Origin of the sequence: Burkholderia sp. MSMB1826 (genome assembly GCF_001526325.1) — a bacterium.
Lineage (GTDB): Bacteria > Pseudomonadota > Gammaproteobacteria > Burkholderiales > Burkholderiaceae > Burkholderia.
Map to the genome: position 1 here is coordinate 613,861 of NZ_LOYN01000022.1, position 17,601 is coordinate 631,461.

The following is a 17,601-nucleotide window of genomic DNA, read 5'->3' on the forward strand; positions in this document are numbered from 1 at the left end:
GCATGCGCCGGCGAACGACGTAGGAAGTGATGCCATGACGGTTGCATATATCGGATTGGGGGCGAATCTCGGCGATGCACGCCAGACCCTGAAGGACGCGGTGGTGTGCCTCGCGCAGCAGCGCACCATCTCGATCCTCGGCAAGTCGAGCCTGTATCGCACGGCGCCGTTCGAAGCCGGCGGCGACGACTACTACAACTGCGTCGTCAAGCTCGACACGACGCTGTCGGCCCGCGAGCTGCTCGCGCTCTGCCAGAAGATCGAACATCACTTCGGCCGCGAGCGCCCGTACCGCAATGCGCCGCGCACGCTCGACCTCGACATCCTGCTGTTCGGCGCCGATTCGATCGACGAACCCGACCTGATCGTCCCGCACCCACGCCTCACCGACCGCGCATTCGCGCTCGTGCCGCTCGTCGAAATCGAGCCGGCGCTCGACATCCCCGCGCGCGGCCGTGCCGACGCCTTTCTCGCCGCGGTCGCGGATCAGCGCGTCGAAAAGGTGCAAACCTGCCAGTGCCCGATGCAGAAGGCGCTCGCCGCCGGCGAAAACGCCGACAAGACCCGCTGCCGATGAACTCGACTCCGCTGACCGTCACCGCGCCCGACCTGCGCGCCCCGCACCGCTATCTCGTGATCGAAGGCCCGATCGGCGTCGGCAAGACGACGCTCGCGCGCCTGCTCGCCGAGCGCTGGTCGATGCAGACGCTGCTCGAACGCCCGCAGGACAACCCGTTCCTCGAGCGCTTCTATCGCGACACCGCGCGCTACGCGCTGCCCGTCCAGCTGTCGTTCGCGCTGCAGCGCGCGCAGCAGGCGCGCGAGCTGATCGGCGCGCTCGACACGGGCCGGCCCGTGATCGCCGATTTCATGCCGCAGAAGAACGACATCTTCGCGCGGCTGAACCTGCCGGAAGACGAGTGGCAACTGTATCGCTCGGTCGCCGCGCACGTCGACGTGCCGCAGGCGCCGTCGCCCGATCTCGTCGTCTACCTGCAGGCCAGCCCCGAAGTGCTGTTCTCGCGCATCCAGAAGCGCGGGACGCCGATGGAGCTGCAGATCAGCGACGCGTACCTGCGCTCGCTCGTCGACGCGTACAACGAATTCTTCTACCACTACGACCGCACACCGGTGCTGACGGTCGCAGCCGAACACCTGAACCCGCTGGATTCCCCCGAGGATCTCGCCCTGCTGGTCGAGCGCATCGAGACGATGCGCGGCCGCAAGGAATTCTTCGTCAAGGGCGAGACGGCGCGTTGACGCGTCCCGCCTGTCGTTCCTCCCTCATCGACCCGGATTTCCCATGACCTATCTCCAGGAATCGAGCCGGCCTGCCGTGACGGTACCCAAGCTGCAGGCAATGCGCGACGCCGGCGAGAAGATCGCGATGCTCACGTGCTACGACGCGAGCTTTTCGGCGCTGCTCGATCGCGCCGGCACCGACGTGCTGCTGATCGGCGATTCGCTCGGCAACGTACTGCAGGGCCATACGACCACGCTGCCCGTGTCGCTCGACGACATCGCCTATCACACGGCCTGTGTCGCACGTGCGCAGCCGCGTGCGCTCGTCGTCGCCGATCTGCCGTTCGGCACGTACGGGACGCCGGCCGACGCGTTCGCGAATTCGGTCAAGCTGATGCGCGCGGGCGCGCAGATGGTCAAGCTCGAAGGCGGCGAATGGCTCGCCGATACGATCCGCTTCCTCGTCGAACGGTCGGTGCCCGTGTGCGCGCATCTCGGCCTCACGCCGCAGTCGGTGCATGCGTTCGGCGGCTTCAAGGTCCAGGGCAAGACTGAAGCGGGCGCCGCGCAACTGCTGCGCGATGCGCGCGCGATCGAGGAAGCCGGTGCGCAACTCGTCGTGCTCGAAGCCGTGCCGACGCTCGTCGCATCCGAAGTCACGCACATGCTGAAGATCCCGACGATCGGCATCGGCGCGGGCGTCGACTGCTCGGGGCAGGTACTCGTGCTGCACGACATGCTCGGTGTGTTCCCCGGCAAGCGGCCGCGTTTCGTGAAGGATTTCATGCAGGGACAGCCGAGCATTCAGGCGGCCGTCGAAGCCTACGTGAGCGCGGTGAAGGACCAGTCGTTCCCGGGCCCGGAACACTCGTTCTGACGCGCACCCGGCGGCTCGTTCGCCGGTGCCCTGCCGATAAAAAAAACGCGGCGCCCTTTGCGGGCGCCGCGCTTTTTTACGGAAGCCGCGTGGCCGATGCTCGGCGGCCGCGGCCCGGGCGCGCTGCTCGAGCCGTCACCCCGTCACTTCAGCACCGCGTCGAGCGCTCCGCGCAGTGCGTTGGTCAACAGCAACGCCTGCGCGCGCGCCAGATCGTCGCGCATGACGACCCGCTCCACCGCGCCGAACGCGCGATCGTCGAGCAACACGCCGCGCATCACGCCCGGCAGCACGCCGCTCGTCAACGGCGGCGTCACCCACTGGCCGTCGAGCTTCACGAACAGGTTCGAGCGGCCGCCTTCCGTCACCTCGCCGCGCTCGTTGACGAACAGCATGTCGAACCCGCCGAGCGCCTCCGCCGCCTGCCACGCGCGGTCGTATTCGGCACGGCGCGTGGTCTTGTGCAGCAGCAGCGCATCGCTCGCGCGGGTCGGCGCGAAGCCGTGCGCGCAGGCCAGCAGCACGCCGACCGGCCCCGCCGGCAGCGGCTTGAGCGGCGCCGCGACGATCTCGATCGTGCCGTCCTTCGCCAGCGCGAGCTTCATCCGGTACGCGCCGTCGCCGTCGAGCGCCGCGCAGCGCGCATCGATCTCGCGACGCAACGCGTCGGCATCGAAGCGAAACCCGAACGCCTCCGCACTGCGTTGCAGCCGCGCGAGATGGCGATCGAGATGGCGGATTCCGTCCGCCCGCGTCGCGGCCGTCGTTTCGAACAGCTGGAAGCCGGGGTCGGCATCCGTCAGGAATCGCGCTTTCAATTCGCACTCCGCGTATTCATCGGCCGCGACGCTGTCGAGCACGATGCCCGCGCCAACGCCCATCGTGCCGCACCGCCGGCCGGCGGCGGCCGTTGCCGCGTCGCGCGCGGCGATCGTCGCGGCGGAATCGGCTGCGACCGCATCGAGCGTCAGCGTCCGGATCGCGACCGACAGGCAGAAATCGCCGCACCCGGCCGCAGCGCCTGCCGACGCGGCCTCGTCCTTCGGTGCGTCGAGCCAGCCGATCGCACCGGTATACAGCCCGCGCGGCGTCGACTCGATCGCATCGATCAATTGCATCGTCTTGTACTTCGGCGCGCCCGTGATCGACCCGCAAGGAAACAGCGCGCGCAGCATCTGCGCGAACGTCGTGCCGTCGCGCCAGCCGGCTTCGACCGTCGACGTCATCTGCCACACCGACGCATACGGCTCGACGGAGAACAGCGCCGGCACCTTGACGCTGCCCGTGCGCGCGATCCGCGACACGTCGTTGCGCAGCAAGTCGACGATCATCACGTTTTCCGCACGGTTTTTCGGGTCGCTCGCGAGGAACGCGGCCGCCGCCGCGTCTTCACGCGGGTCGGCCGAGCGCGGCGCGGTGCCCTTCATCGGCCGCGCGCGCAGCACGTCGCCATGCTTCTCGACGAACAGCTCCGGCGAGCACGACACGACCCACGCGCCGTCGGGCAGGGCGATCAGCGCGCCGTACCGCACCGGCTGGCGCGCGCGCAGCCGCCGGTACAGCGCGAGCGGCGTGCCGAATACGTCGAAATTCAGCCGGTACGTGTAGTTGACCTGATACGAATCGCCCGCGCGCAGCGCGTCGTGCACCGCGGCGATCGCCGCGTCGAACGCATCGCGCGACACGCTCTTCGCGACGTGCGCGACGCCCGCGATCGACGGCGTGCCGCCGCCGTCCTGCTGCGCGAGCCATGCGTCGACGTCGTCGCGCGACAGCCGCTCGCAGCGCGCATACAGCAAAAAGCGCAGCGGGGCATCGCCCGGCTGCGCCCGTTGCAGGTTGCGTCCGAATTCGTAATCGCCGACGACGACCGCATGCAGCCCGTCGCGCAGATCCTGCGCGAGCGCCGCGTCGATGGCGTCGAGCTGCGCCGGGTCCGTGCACACGCGTTCGCGCACGAAGCCCGAATACAAACGACTCGACCGCGCGGACGCGGTCGAGTCGCAATCGTCCAAGAGCGCGAACGACGCGCTCTCGTTGCCTTCAGTCATGCCGTTACTCGAAGAAGCTCTTCACCCGATCGAACCAGCTCTTGCTCTGCGGGCTGTGGCGCGCGCCGCCCTCGGCCAGCGACTTCTCGAACTGCTTGAGCAGGTCGCGCTGGTGATCGGTCAGCTTCACCGGCGTCTCGACCTGCACGTGCACGTACAGATCGCCCGCAATGCTCGAACGCAGCCCCTTGATGCCCTTGCCGCGCAGGCGGAACGTCTTGCCCGACTGCGTGCCTTCCGGCACCGGGAACGACGCACGGCCGGCCAGCGTCGGCACCTCGATCTCGCCGCCAAGTGCGGCGGTCGTGAACGGAATCGGCATCTGGCAGTGGAGATCGTCGCCGTCGCGCTCGAACACCGCGTGCGGCTTGATGTGGATCTCGACGTACAGGTCGCCCGGCGGCCCGCCGTTGATGCCCGGCTCGCCGTTGCCGGCCGAGCGGATCCGCATCCCGTCGTCGATCCCGGCCGGGATCTTCACTTCGAGCGTCTTGGTTTCCTTCACCTTGCCCGACCCGTGGCAATGCGCGCACGGCTCGGGGATGTAGGTGCCGGTGCCGTGGCACTTCGGGCAGGTCTGCTGGATGCTGAAGAAGCCCTGCGACATGCGCACCGTGCCCTGGCCGTGACAGGTCGGGCAGGTTTCCGGCTTCGTGCCGGGCTTCGCCCCCGAGCCGTGACAGACTTCGCACGACACCCAGCTCGGCACGCGGATCTGCGTGTCGTAGCCGTGCGCGGCCTGCTCGAGCGTGATTTCCATGCTGTAGCGCAGGTCGGCGCCGCGATACACCTGCGGGCCGCCGCGGCCGCCGCGCGCGGCGCCGCCCGCGGCCTGGCCGAAGATGTCGCCGAAGATGTCGCCGAATGCATCCGCGAAGCCGCCGAAGCCCTGCGCGCCCGCACCGCCCATGTTCGGATCGACGCCCGCGTGGCCGTACTGGTCGTACGCGGCCCGCTTCTGACCATCCGACAGCATTTCATAGGCTTCCTTCGCCTCCTTGAAATGCTCTTCCGCATCCTTGCTGTCCGGATTGCGGTCAGGGTGATACTTCATCGCAAGCTTGCGATATGCCTTCTTGATTTCGTCGTCGCTCGCGTTCTTCGCGACGCCCAGAACCTCGTAGTAATCCCGTTTCGCCATATCGATTCACTGTGCCGCCACGCATCGCGCACGCGGCGGCTCCTTTCGCCCGCAGTAAAGTCTCTCGACTCGTCTGGCGCTGCGCCGTCCGCGGACGGCTCACGCAGCACCCGCCAAAAAACAAATGTGCCCGGAGGGCCGCAAGGCCCGCCAGGCGTGGAGTCGATCCGGCCATCCGGAAGGAAAGACAGACCGCTTGTCAGCCGCGCCGCGCGCATTTCGCGCGCGGCGTACGGTGCCATGGCAACCCGGCTTAGTCCTTCTTCACTTCCTTGAACTCGGCGTCGACGACGTCGTCGGCAGCCTGTTGCGCACCGCCCGCATGGGCCGCGCCTTCCGCCGCACCGGCCGCACCGGCCGCACCCGCCTGCTGGGCCTGCATGTCGGCGTACATCTTCTCGCCGAGCTTCTGCGACACCTTGCCGAGCTCCTCGACCTTCGCGTCGATCGCCGCCTTGTCGGCCGACGTGTCCTTCAGCACGTCCTCGAGCGACTTCAGCGCCGCTTCGATCGCTTCCTTCTCGCCCGCGTCCAGCTTGTCGCCGTACTCGGTCAGCGCCTTCTTCGTGCTGTGGACCAGCGCGTCGCCCTGGTTGCGCGAATCGGCCAGCTCGCGCAGCTTGTGGTCTTCCGCTGCGTTCGCTTCCGCGTCCTTGATCATCTGGTCGATTTCAGCCTCGGACAGGCCCGAGTTCGCCTTGATCGTGATCTTGTTTTCCTTGCCGGTCGCCTTGTCCTTCGCGCCGACGTGCAGGATGCCGTTCGCGTCGATGTCGAAGGTCACTTCGATCTGCGGCACGCCGCGCGGTGCCGGCGGGATGCCTTCGAGGTTGAACTCGCCGAGCAGCTTGTTGCCCGCCGCCATTTCGCGTTCGCCCTGGAACACCTTGATCGTCACGGCCGACTGGTTGTCGTCCGCCGTCGAGTACACCTGCGCGTGCTTCGTCGGGATCGTCGTGTTCTTGCTGATCATCTTCGTCATCACGCCGCCGAGCGTCTCGATACCGAGCGACAGCGGGGTCACGTCGAGCAGCAGCACGTCCTTGCGGTCGCCCGACAGGACCTGGCCCTGGATCGCCGCGCCAACCGCGACGGCTTCGTCCGGGTTCACGTCGCGGCGCGGATCCTTGCCGAAGAACTCCTTCACCTTGTCCATGACCTTCGGCATGCGCGTCTGCCCGCCGACCAGGATCACGTCGTCGATGTCCGACACCTTGACGCCTGCGTCCTTGATCGCGATGCGGCACGGTTCGATCGTGCGCTCGACGAGGTCTTCCACCAGCGCTTCCAGCTTCGCGCGGGTGATCTTCAGGTTCAAGTGCTTCGGGCCCGACGCGTCCGCCGTGATGTACGGCAGGTTGATTTCGGTCTGCTGGCTCGACGACAGCTCGATCTTCGCCTTTTCGGCCGCTTCCTTCAGGCGCTGCAGCGCGAGCACGTCCTTCGACAGGTCGACGCCCTGCTCCTTCTTGAACTCGCCGATGATGTAATCGATGATGCGCTGGTCGAAGTCTTCGCCGCCGAGGAACGTGTCGCCGTTGGTCGACAGCACTTCGAACTGCATTTCGCCGTCGACGTCCGCGATCTCGATGATCGACACGTCGAACGTGCCGCCGCCGAGGTCGTACACGGCGATCTTGCGGTCACCCTTCTCGGCCTTGTCGAGGCCGAACGCGAGCGCGGCTGCCGTCGGCTCGTTGATGATCCGCTTGACTTCGAGGCCCGCGATGCGGCCGGCGTCCTTGGTCGCCTGGCGCTGGCTGTCGTTGAAGTACGCCGGCACGGTGATCACGGCTTCCGTGACCGGCTCGCCGAGGTAGTCTTCCGCCGTCTTCTTCATCTTGCGCAGCACTTCGGCCGACACCTGCGGCGGCGCGAGCTTTTCGCCGTGCGCTTCGACCCATGCATCGCCGTTGTCGGCCTTGATGATCGAGTACGGCATCAGGCCGATGTCCTTCTGGACTTCCTTCTCTTCGAAACGGCGGCCGATCAGGCGCTTCACGGCGAACAGCGTGTTCTTCGGGTTGGTCACCGACTGGCGCTTGGCCGGCGCGCCGACGAGGACTTCGTTGTCGTCCATGTAGGCGATGATCGACGGCGTGGTGCGCGCGCCTTCCGAGTTCTCGATGACCTTGACCTGGTTGCCTTCCATGATGGCGACGCACGAGTTCGTGGTGCCGAGGTCAATACCGATGATCTTTCCCATTTTTTCCTAATCTCCAGAAATGCTTGTTTGCTGCACGAAACGCCGCGTTTTTGGGCGGTTTCGCACGCCAGAATTCAACTCTGTTCCCGAAATGCGTCCGTCCGATCCGTTTTCAAGACCTGACGAGCGATGCGGATATTAAATTTTTTCAATCGCCGCCGGCTAGCGGATCGTGCCGGCCGCCGACGCTTTCGCCGGACGGCGCGCCTCCCGCCGCGGCCATCTTCGCGCGCGCCGCCGCGACGGCTGCCTGGAACTGCGCGAGGCCATGCCAGCCGGTCGCGCGGCCCAGCCGCTTGCCGCGGTGGAAGAAGAACCACGTCGGCACGCCGTGCAGCCCGAAGCGGCGCCCCAGCTGTGGGTGCTCGTACACGTTGCAATGGAACCACTTCAGGCCCAGCGCGCGGATCGCGTCGGGCTGCGCGAGCATCGCCTTCTTCGCGATCTCGCAGTTGAAGCAGTCGACGCCCCAGAAGAACACCACGGCCAGTGCGTCGCCCGCGCCGTCGATGGCCGCGTCGAACGTGCCGGCGTCGAGCGCCTGCATGTCGAACGCGTCGAACGCGACCGGATCGACGCCGGCGGGCACCATGTCGGCCGCCTTACTTCGGCTGGGCGACGGTGACGAGCGCCGGGCGCAGCACGCGGTCGGCGATCATGTAGCCCTTTTGCAGCACCGTGACGACGGTGTTCGGCTCCTGCTCGGCCGGCACCATCGAAATGGCCTGGTGCTGGTGCGGATCGAACTTCTCGCCGACCGGATTGATCGCGACGACGCGGCCCTTCTCGAGCGCGCTCGTCAACTGGCGCAGCGTCAGCTCGACGCCTTCGCGCACCTTCGCGATGTCGCCGGAGGTATCGCTGACGGCCGCTTCCAGGCTGTCCAGCACGGGCAGCAGGTGTTCCGCGAAGCTCTCGATCGCGAACTTGTGCGCCTTCGACACGTCGTCCTGCGCGCGGCGGCGCACGTTCTCGGTCTCGGCCTTCGCCCGCAGGAAGCTTTCCTGGAGCTCGGCGACCTTGGCTTGAGCCTCCGCGAGCGCCGCGTCGGCGGCTTCGGCGGCGGGTGCGGCGCCTTGCGCCGCCTGCTTTTCGCTACCGATGTCTTCGGCCGATTGGGTAGCCGGGTTCTCTTGCGTGTTTTCCATGTCGCTGAAAGTCGATTAGAGGTTGAAGCCAAATCGGCAACCGTCGGACGTATACCCGACGGCACCGCACATTGGTGGTGCAAATAAGGGCGAAAACTGCGATTTCAAGAGGGTCTTTCGCCGACATTCGCCAATGCCGTGAAACAACCGCGCGTTTCCTGGTGCAGGCGTCGCATCGTTCGCCGGATCGGGCGAAACGGCCTGTAACAACGCTTACCCGGCAAGTACTAGCTCCGCACAGGCCCGCTGCACTACACTCCACTCAAGCGTCGGAAAAGCGTGTTTACCCCTAGCTGACCGCCGCCCGACATCCACCTGGCGCCGTTTTCACCCTTGTTCTCGAGGGGAGTACCGTGAAACTGACCTTTGCGATATCGGTGGTCGCGCTGGTACTCATTGCCGGCACCACCACCATCTGCCTGTCGGGAGCCGTCACCGACCGCACGACCGAATACGGAAGCGCGCGGGCGACGTTCGACCAGATGTTCAGCTCCCACCAGAAAATCTGTCGATGATGCGCCGGTCGCGCTTGGTCGGCCGGCCGTGCAGCCCGGCCGCCGGCTCGCGATACGTGCGGCGCCGCTCCAGTTCGGCGAGCCGCGCGGCCCGCCCCGCTTCCGTTTCCTCGTAGAGCGTCTGCGCGACGCTCGCGGGGCCGCGCACGTCGCACACGCCCAGCACGGCAATGTGCCAGACGATGCCGTCGATCGCAATCTCGACCTCGTCGCCCACTCGCACGTCCTTCGCCGGCTTGACCGCTGCACCGCCGATCTTCACGTGTCCCTTGTCGACCGCATCGGTCGCGAGCGAGCGCGTCTTGAAGAACCGGGCCGCCCACAGCCATTTGTCGATGCGCAGCTTCGCGCCCGGCTCGGTGGAAATCTTGTAGTTCATGTCAGCCTCCGCAGGGCCGTCCCAAGCAGGCTGACCGCCCCCTCGGGGGGCAGCGAACGAAGTGAGCGTGGGGGTCGTTTCATGTCAGCCTCCGCCGGGCAACCCCAAGGAGGCTGACCGCTTTCCGGGAAAACGGCGAACAAAAAAGCGCGTGGAAATCGTTTCATCTCGTCTCAACCGACCGTTTCGGGCTGCGCGGCCTTGACGGGCCAGCCCTGCAGATTCTCCGCGACGATCTCGCCGAGCGCGCCGATCCACGCGGACGCGCCGTTCAGACACGGAATGCGGTGGAAGGTCTTGCCGCCGCCGGCGAGGAACTCGTCGCGCACTTCCATGCCGATTTCCTCGATCGTCTCCAGGCAATCGGCCGTGAAGCCGGGACAGAACACGTCCGCCCGCCGCACGCCGGCCTCGCCGAATTCGCGCAACGTCGGCGCGGTGTACGGCTGCAGCCATTCGGCCTTGCCGAAGCGCGACTGGAACGTGACGCGGCATTCGGTACCCGACAGCCCGAGCGCGGCCATCAGCAACGCGCCGGTCTGCTGACACTGGTCGTGATACGGGTCGCCGAGGTCGAGCGTGCGCTTCGGCACGCCGTGGAAACTCAGCACCAGCTTGTCGCCGGCCGCGAAATCGGGCCGGCCATGCTGCGCCCAGTACTGGCGCACCTGTTCGGCCAGCGCATGGATATAGGCCGGATGGTCGGCGTAGTGCCGCACCGTGCGCACTTCCGGCTGGTTGCGCATGCGCGCGAGCGCGTCGAACGCGGCATCGAACGCGGTGGCCGTGGTCGACGCCGAGTATTGCGGATACATCGGCATCAACAGCACGCGCTCGACGCCCGCGCGCTTGAACTGCGCGAGCGCATGCGCAATGTTCGGGCTGCCGTAGCGCATCGCGTAGTCGACCGTCACGTGATAGCCGTTCGACACGAGCAGGTGTCGCACGCTGTCGGTCTGACGCTCGGTATACACGCGCAGCGGCGAGCCCTCGGGCATCCAGACGGCCGCGTATTTCTTCGCGGAGGCACGGCCGCGCAGCGGCAGGATCAGCGTGCGCAGCAGCACCTGCCAGACGGCCTGCGGAATTTCGACGACCCGTGGATCCGACAGGAATTCGGCCAGGTAGCGCCGCACCGCGCGCGGCGTGGGCGCGTCGGGCGTGCCGAGATTGATCAGCAGCACACCGATGCGATGGGCGGCCGCGATGTTCGAAGGCGGCTCGAGATCGAAACGCATGGGCAAGGACGTGCTCGAGGCACGGGACCGGACGGCCCTCAATTATAGCGGGCCGCCCCGTGCCGTTCGGCCGACTGTCGCCGCAAGCGGCGGCACGGCACGATAGCGGGGCGGGATCGGGCCGGCGATCGCCGGTTATTGCTGGCTATTGCTGGCTCAGCGTGAGCGACAGCAGGCGCGCGGTGATGTCGACGATCGGTATCACCCGGTTGTACGCCATCCGGGTCGGGCCGATCACGCCGAGCGTGCCGACGATCTGCCCGTTCACCTCGTACGGCGCGGTGACGACGCTCATTTCCTCGATCGGCACGAGCGTCGATTCGCCGCCGATGAAGATCTGCACGCCCTGGGCGTGGCTCGACACGTCGAGCAGTTGCAGGAGGCCCGTCTTTTGGTCGAATACGTCGAACAGCTTGCGCAGCCGCGCCATGTCGGACGACAGATCCGCCACTTCGAGCAGGTTGCGCTCGCCGGAAATCAGCACGGTGTCCTCGGTGTCGGGCACCTCGGTGCTGGCCGTCACGGCCGCGTGCATCAGCGTCGTCATGTCGCCGCGCAGCTGGTCGATCTCGTCGCGCAGGCGGCGGCGCACCTCGTCGAACGACAGCCCGGCGAAATGCGCATTGATGTAGTTGGACGCCTCGGTCAGCTGCGACGGCGAATAGTCGCGCGGCGTCGCGAGCATGCGGTTCTGCACGTCGCCCTCGGGCGTGACGATGATCAGCAGGATGCGCTTGTCGGACAGACGCATGAACTCGATCTGCTTGAACACGTGGCTGCGGCGCGGCGTCAGCACGACACCCGCGAACTGCGACAGGTTCGACAGCACGCTCGCGGCGGCGGCGACCACCCGCTGCTGCGGCTCGCCGGCCTGCAGCGTGTTCTGCACCTGGCGCGCGACAGCCTCGGCGTCGATCGGTGCCTCGACCGTCAGCATCGTATCGACGAACAGCCGGTAGCCGCGCGGCGTCGGCACCCGGCCGGCCGACGTGTGCGGACTCGACACGAGGCCGAGCTCCTCCAGGTCGGACATCACGTTGCGGATCGTCGCCGGGCTCAGCTCGAGCCCGGAGTAACGGGACAACGTGCGCGATCCGACCGGCTGACCGTCGGCGATATACCGTTCGATCAGGGTTTTCAGGAGGGTTCGTGCGCGAGGATCTAGCATGGTGGAAAATTTTAGCGCAACCGCGCGAGCGCGGCGAGTGGCGTCGACCACCATTGCGCGGGCCGGCCCGATCCGGCCCCGTCGGCGCACAGCCGGTTCTTTTCGTCAACGAGCTATGGTGTAATGCCGGCATGAAAACCGGTAATCAGTTCAACACTGTCGCGCTCGTCGGCCGGAGCAACACGCCCGGCATCGCCGAGCCGCTCGCCACGCTGGCCGACAGCATCGCCACGCTCGGCTTCGAGGTCGTATTCGAAGGCGAGACCGCGCGCGAAATCGGCATCGCCGGCTACCCGGCGCTCACGCCGGCCGAAATCGGGGCGCGAGCGGACGTGGCGATCGTGCTCGGCGGCGACGGCACGATGCTCGGCATCGGCCGCCAGCTTGCGCCCTACCGGACCCCGCTGATCGGGATCAACCACGGGCGGCTCGGCTTCATCACCGACATCGCGGCATCCGACATGCAGGCGCTCGTGCCCGTGATGCTGGCCGGCAAGTTCGAGCGCGAGGAGCGCTCGCTGCTCGAGGCGCGGATCGTGCGCGACGGCGAACCGATCTACCACGCGCTCGCGTTCAACGACGTCGTCGTGAACCGCAGCGGCTTCTCCGGGATGGTCGAGCTGCGCGCGTCGGTCGACGGCCGCTACATGTACAACCAGCGCTCGGACGGCCTGATCGTCGCGACGCCCACCGGCTCGACCGCGTATGCGCTGTCGTCGGCCGGCCCGATCCTCCATCCGCAGCTGGCGGGCATCGTGCTCGTGCCGATCGCGCCGCACGCGCTGTCGAACCGGCCGATCGTGCTGCCCGACGATTCGAAAATCGCGATCCAGATCGTCGGCGGCCGCGACGTCAACGTGAACTTCGACATGCAGTCGTTCACGTCGCTCGAACTGAACGATACGATCGAGGTGCGCCGCTCGAAGCACACGGTGCCGTTCCTGCACCCGATCGGCTACAGCTACTACACGACGCTGCGCAAGAAGCTGCACTGGAACGAACACGCATCGAACGAAGACGACAAGGCGTCCTGACGCCGCTCCGCCCGATACCATGCTCCGCCACCTCTCGATCCGCGACTTCGTCATCGTCGCCGCGCTCGATCTCGAATTCGACAGCGGCTTTTCCGTCTTTTCCGGCGAAACCGGCGCCGGCAAATCGATCCTGATCGACGCCCTCGCCCTCGCGCTCGGCGAACGCGCCGACGCGAGCGTCGTGCGCACCGGCTGCGGCCGCGCCGACATCACGGCCGAATTCACGCCGCACGACCGCGTCGCGCGTTGGCTCGACGAGCACGCGTTCGACGCCGAGGACACCGTGATGCTGCGCCGCGTGATCGACGCGAACGGCCGCTCGCGCGCGTTCATCAACGGCACCAGCGCGACGCTCGCGCAACTGCGCGAGCTCGGCGAGATGCTCGTCGACATCCACGGCCAGCACGCGCATCAGTTGCTGATGCGGCCCGACGCGCAGCGCGAGCTGTTCGACACGCACGCGGGGCTCGTCGCCGAGGCCGCGAACGTCGCGCGCGCGTGGCGCGTGTGGCGCGACGCGACGCAGGCGATCGACGCCGCGAAGGCGCACGAGCGCGAGCTGCAGCTCGAACGCGAAAAGCTCGCATGGCAGCTCGCCGAACTCGACAAGCTCGCGCCGCAAGCCGGCGAGTGGGACGAAGTCAGCAACGAACACAAGCGCCTGTCGCATTCGGCGAACCTGATCGAAGGCGTGCGCGGCGCGCTCAACGCACTGTCCGAGTCCGACGACGCGATGCTCGCGCAGCTCGGCGCGATCGTGTCGAAGCTGCGCGGCCTGGCCGACTACGACACCGCGCTCGGCGATGCGCTCGCGTCGCTGGAGCCGGCCGAGATCCAGTTGCAGGAAGCCGTCTATTCGCTGTCGCACTATGCACAGCGCGTCGATCTCGACCCCGAGCGGCTCGCGCAGGTCGAAACGCGTCTCGACGCGCTGCACTCGACCGCCCGCAAGTTCCGGCTGCCGCCCGACACGCTGCACGAAGAGCATGCGGCGCGCCGCGCGCAACTCGCCGCGCTCGACGCGGCCGCCGATCTCGGCGCGCTCGAGGCGGCGCAGGCCAAGGCGCGGGAAGCCTATCTCGCCGACGCCAAACGCCTGTCGAAGGCGCGCGCGCAGGCCGCCAAGGCGCTCGGCGCGGCCGTCACGGCCGGCATGCAGGAATTGTCGATGGCGGGCGGAAGCTTCGAAGTCGCGCTCGTGCCGCTCGCAGACGGCAGCCCGCACGGGCTCGAGCAGGTCGAATTCCGCGTGGCCGGTCACCCGGGCGTGCCGCTGCGGCCGCTCGCGAAGGTCGCGTCGGGCGGCGAACTCGCGCGGATCAGTCTCGCGCTCGCGGTGATCGCCAGCGCGGCGAGCCCGACGCCGACGCTGATCTTCGACGAAGTCGATACGGGAATCGGCGGCGGCGTCGCCGAAGTGGTCGGCCGCCTGCTGCACCAGCTCGGGCGCGACCGCCAGGTGTTGTGCGTGACGCACCTGCCGCAGGTCGCCGCGCGCGGCGACCATCATTTCCAGGTGGCGAAGGGCGCCGACGAACGCGGCGGCACGGTATCGACCGTGGTTGCGCTAGACCGCGCCAGCCGGATCGAGGAAGTCGCGCGGATGCTCGGCGGGCTCGAAATCACGGCCACCACGCGCAAGCACGCGAAGGAAATGCTGGCGGCCTGACATGGCTGCCGCCTGTCCCGCTCAAGTCGAACGGGCTCGCCCATTCGACTCAGGGCGGTACGCGGATCGATGCCGCGCCCGCCCCGCCTTCGTTCAAACGCCCGTTTCAACCGCGCCGAACACACGCGTCCACAGCGCCGTCACGGCCGCGCGCTCGTCCGCGACCACCGCCGGATCGACACGCGCCTTCTCCATCCCGTCGAGCCGCAGCTTGTGCTGCAGCTTCCGGTATGTGCGATACGCCGCGCCGACGCGCTCGGCCTCGTCCTCGCCCATCAGCCCGAAGCGCGCGACTTCGCGCAGCAACGCGATGTTGCCGGTATTGCGGATCAGCTCGGCGTCGCTCGACGCATGCAGCAGCACCCAGTACTGGACGATGAACTCGATGTCGACCATCCCGCCACGATCGTGCTTCAGGTCGAACAGCGCGGTCTGGTTCGGGTGGCCGGCAAACACCTTGCCGCGCATGTCGACGATCTCCTTCGCGAGCACGCCGCCGTCGCGCGGCGTCGTCAGCACCTGCTGGCGGATCGCCTCGAAATCCGCGCCGATTTGCGCGTCGCCCGCGCTGTAGCGGGCGCGCGTCAGCGCCTGGTGCTCCCACACCCACGCGGTGTTCGCCGCATCGCCCTCGCGCAGCTGATAGCGACGGAACGCGTCGAGATCGGTGACGAGCAGCCCGGCCTCGCCGTTCGGCCGCAGCCGCAGGTCGATGTCGAACAGCGCGCCCGCGCCGGTCGCGGTCGTGAGCCACGTGATCAGGCGCCGCGTGAAGGTCGTGTAGACGTCCGCCGAGCGCTCGTCCGGGTCGTCGTACAGGAAGATCAGGTCGAGATCCGACGCATAGCCGAGCTCCTTGCCGCCCAGCTTGCCGTACGCGATCACCGCGAACTTCGGCACGTCGCGGTGGCGCTTCGCGAGCTGCGACCAGACGACTTCGATCGTCACGTCGAGCACCGCGTCGGCCAGCTCGGACAGCCGGTCGCTCACGTGCTCGACCGACAGTTGCCCGGCCAGATCGATCAGCAGGATCCGGAACACCTCCGCATGCTGCGCGTGGCGCAGCAGGTCCATCTGCTGCTCGGGGCCGTCGGCCGCCGCGAGCCGCGCGCGCAGCGCATCCTTGAACGCGGGCCAGTCGAACGGGCTCGCGATCGCCTCGTCGTCGAGCAATTCGTCGAGCAGCTGCGGGTGGCGGATCAGGTAGCCGCCGCCCCAGCGCGTCGCGCCGAGCACCGACAGCACGCGGTCGAGCGCGGCCGGATATTCGGTCAGCAGCGCGAGATAGACGCCGCGCCGGCTGACCGTCTCCAGCAGGTCGAACAGGCGCACGATCGTGTCGTCGCGGCGCGCGGCGTCGATCTTCGGCGCGGCGTCGAGCGCGCGCTGCGCGACGCTGTCGAAGCGCTGCCGGCTCTTTTCCGGCAGCCCCGTATAGCGCGACGATTGCCAGATCGCGCGCAGCCGCGCGAGCACGGCGGCCGGATCGGCGAAGCCCAGGCCGTCGAGGCGCGCGACCAGCGCGTCGTCCTCGCCGTCGTCGGCCAGCGCGCCGCTCCAGATCCACGCGGCGGCCGTGTCGTCGCCGGCCGCGCACGGCGCGCCGCTCGCCTTGTCGGCGAAAATCTGGTCGAACTGCGCTTCGACGAACGTGCGGTGGCCATCCAGCACCGTCATCAGCGCCGCATAGTCGGCAAAACCGAGCGACGCGGCCAGCGCCGCGCGCTCGTCGGGCTCGACCGGCATCGCGTGCGTCTGTGCGTCGTTGCGATACTGCAGCCGGTGCTCGAGCGTACGCAGGAAGTTGTAGGCGTCGGTCAGGCAGGCGCATACGTCGTCGCCGATCAGCCCGCGCGCCTGCGCATGCCGCAGCACCGCGAGCGTCGGCCGCACGCGAAATCCCGCATCCTGGCCGCCGCGGATCAACTGGAACACCTGCGCGCTGAACTCGATCTCGCGGATCCCGCCGCGCCCAAGCTTGATGTCGTCGGCCTTGTCGGGCCGCATCGACGCGCGCCGCGCCGCTTCGTGCCGGATCTGCTGGTGCAGCGAACGGATCGCGCCGATCACGCCGAAATCGAGATAGCGACGGTAGACGAACGGCTTGACGATCGACTCGAGCTGCGACGCGAGCCGCTGCGCCGCGTCGCTGTCGCCTTCCGACACGAGCCGCCCCTTGATCCACGCATAGCGCTCCCACTCGCGCCCCTGCACGTAGAAATATTCCTCGAGCATGCCGAGGCTGCACACGAGCGGCCCCGAATCGCCGTTCGGGCGCAGCCGCATGTCGACGCGAAACACGTAGCCGTCGGCCGTGACCTCGGACAGCACGCCGATCAGGCGCCGGCCGAGCCGCGTGAAGTATTCCTGCGTGGACAGCGGCGAACGTGCGCCGCCGGTGGTCTCGCCGTCGTCCTCGTAGACGAAGATCAGGTCGATGTCCGACGACACGTTCAGCTCGCGGCCGCCGAGCTTGCCCATCCCGACCACGCCGAGCACGACGCGCTGGCCGTCGGCGCCGCGCGGCTCGCCGTACAGCGCCTCGAGTTCGGCCGACAGCAGTGCCAGCGAGCGCTGCACGGCCACCTCGGCGAGATCGGTCATCGCGCCCGTGACCTCGGCGACGTTCGCCAGCCCGCGCAGGTCGCGCTCCGCGACCGCACCGAACGCCTCGGCGCGCAATTGCCGCAGCGCGCGCTTCAGTTGCTCGTCGCCCGGCGCGGCCGTGCCGGCCGGCGTCGCGAGCAGCTCGGTCAAGCGCGCGTCGAGCTGCGCGCGGCCGAGCGGCGCGGCCGCCCACGCGGCGACCTGCTCGGCCAGCGCGGGTCGAGCGGCAGCCGCGCGGGCCAGATATCGGGAATAGGACGTGCTGATCAGGTCGGAAGCGTCGGTCATCGAGAAGCGGGCCTGGCGGAAAGGCCGGGGGCGGCGGG

Annotated in this window: 15 protein-coding genes; 6 read left to right on the forward strand and 9 right to left on the reverse strand. The window is 68.0% G+C overall.

Annotated features, from left to right (window positions below; translation table 11 throughout):
- The first annotated feature begins 34 nt into the window (after positions 1-34).
- Genes folK through panB form a run of 3 tightly spaced genes read left to right on the forward strand, consistent with a single transcriptional unit; the run spans position 35 to position 2,119 of the window.
- Complete coding sequence (gene folK, locus WS95_RS15055) at positions 35-577, forward strand: 2-amino-4-hydroxy-6-hydroxymethyldihydropteridine diphosphokinase (protein ID WP_059779268.1); 543 nt, start codon at positions 35-37, stop codon at positions 575-577.
- On the forward strand, positions 574-1,260 hold the full coding sequence (locus tag WS95_RS15060) for a deoxynucleoside kinase (protein ID WP_059501043.1): 687 nt from the start codon (positions 574-576) through the stop codon (positions 1,258-1,260). Before folK ends, WS95_RS15060 begins: the two co-directional genes overlap by 4 nt.
- A 43-nt stretch (positions 1,261-1,303) precedes the next feature.
- Entirely contained in the window at positions 1,304-2,119 is an 816-nt protein-coding gene (panB, locus tag WS95_RS15065) for a 3-methyl-2-oxobutanoate hydroxymethyltransferase (RefSeq protein ID WP_034206480.1), read from the forward strand.
- A gap of 143 nt (positions 2,120-2,262) precedes the next feature.
- On the opposite strand, the gene WS95_RS15070 is transcribed toward panB, so the two are convergent.
- The 5 genes from WS95_RS15070 to grpE form a co-directional block, all read right to left on the reverse strand.
- On the reverse strand, positions 2,263-4,170 hold the full coding sequence (locus tag WS95_RS15070) for a chorismate-binding protein (RefSeq protein WP_059824484.1): 1,908 nt from the start codon (positions 4,168-4,170) through the stop codon (positions 2,263-2,265).
- Between the two features lie 4 nt (positions 4,171-4,174).
- Entirely contained in the window at positions 4,175-5,311 is a 1,137-nt protein-coding gene (gene dnaJ, locus WS95_RS15075) for a molecular chaperone DnaJ (RefSeq protein WP_034206478.1), read from the reverse strand.
- A 253-nt stretch (positions 5,312-5,564) separates the two neighbouring features.
- Positions 5,565-7,517 carry a molecular chaperone DnaK gene (gene dnaK / locus WS95_RS15080; RefSeq protein WP_034206477.1) on the reverse strand — a complete coding sequence of 651 codons (1,953 nt, stop codon included), beginning with the start codon at positions 7,515-7,517 and terminating at the stop codon, positions 5,565-5,567.
- 148 nt (positions 7,518-7,665) lie between these two features.
- Positions 7,666-8,109 carry a thioredoxin family protein gene (locus WS95_RS15085; protein ID WP_059824486.1) on the reverse strand — a complete coding sequence of 148 codons (444 nt, stop codon included), beginning with the start codon at positions 8,107-8,109 and terminating at the stop codon, positions 7,666-7,668.
- A gap of 10 nt (positions 8,110-8,119) precedes the next feature.
- Positions 8,120-8,665: a nucleotide exchange factor GrpE gene (gene grpE / locus WS95_RS15090; RefSeq protein WP_034206475.1), complete on the reverse strand. Its 546-nt coding sequence runs from the start codon at positions 8,663-8,665 to the stop codon at positions 8,120-8,122.
- Positions 8,666-9,018: 353 nt separating this feature from the next.
- Between grpE and WS95_RS35355 the strand changes: the two genes are divergently transcribed.
- Positions 9,019-9,180, forward strand: a complete 162-nt coding sequence (locus tag WS95_RS35355) for a hypothetical protein (protein WP_006476841.1) — start codon at positions 9,019-9,021, stop codon at positions 9,178-9,180.
- Here WS95_RS35355 and WS95_RS15095 read toward each other — a convergent pair.
- The 3 genes from WS95_RS15095 to hrcA all read right to left on the reverse strand — a co-directional run bounded on the left by WS95_RS15095 (position 9,152) and on the right by hrcA (position 11,965).
- The gene (locus tag WS95_RS15095) at positions 9,152-9,559 is read right to left on the reverse strand and encodes an RNA-binding S4 domain-containing protein (RefSeq protein WP_034206474.1); all 408 of its coding nucleotides are present in this window, start codon (positions 9,557-9,559) and stop codon (positions 9,152-9,154) included. The genes WS95_RS35355 and WS95_RS15095 overlap by 29 nt on opposite strands.
- 173 nt (positions 9,560-9,732) lie before the next feature.
- Entirely contained in the window at positions 9,733-10,797 is a 1,065-nt protein-coding gene (gene hemH / locus WS95_RS15100; protein WP_059791790.1) for a ferrochelatase, read from the reverse strand.
- Positions 10,798-10,942: 145 nt separating this feature from the next.
- Entirely contained in the window at positions 10,943-11,965 is a 1,023-nt protein-coding gene (hrcA, locus tag WS95_RS15105) for a heat-inducible transcriptional repressor HrcA (RefSeq protein ID WP_011544637.1), read from the reverse strand.
- 131 nt (positions 11,966-12,096) lie between these two features.
- Here hrcA and WS95_RS15110 point away from each other — a divergent pair, with 131 nt between their 5' ends.
- Positions 12,097-12,999, forward strand: coding sequence for an NAD kinase (locus WS95_RS15110; RefSeq protein WP_034206472.1), 903 nt, complete (start codon positions 12,097-12,099; stop codon positions 12,997-12,999).
- A 19-nt stretch (positions 13,000-13,018) separates the two neighbouring features.
- Positions 13,019-14,668 carry a DNA repair protein RecN gene (gene recN, locus WS95_RS15115; protein WP_059824487.1) on the forward strand — a complete coding sequence of 550 codons (1,650 nt, stop codon included), beginning with the start codon at positions 13,019-13,021 and terminating at the stop codon, positions 14,666-14,668.
- A 93-nt stretch (positions 14,669-14,761) separates the two neighbouring features.
- On the opposite strand, the gene glnE is transcribed toward recN, so the two are convergent.
- On the reverse strand, positions 14,762-17,563 hold the full coding sequence (gene glnE / locus WS95_RS15120) for a bifunctional [glutamate--ammonia ligase]-adenylyl-L-tyrosine phosphorylase/[glutamate--ammonia-ligase] adenylyltransferase (protein WP_059824489.1): 2,802 nt from the start codon (positions 17,561-17,563) through the stop codon (positions 14,762-14,764).
- Positions 17,564-17,601 lie beyond the last annotated feature (38 nt).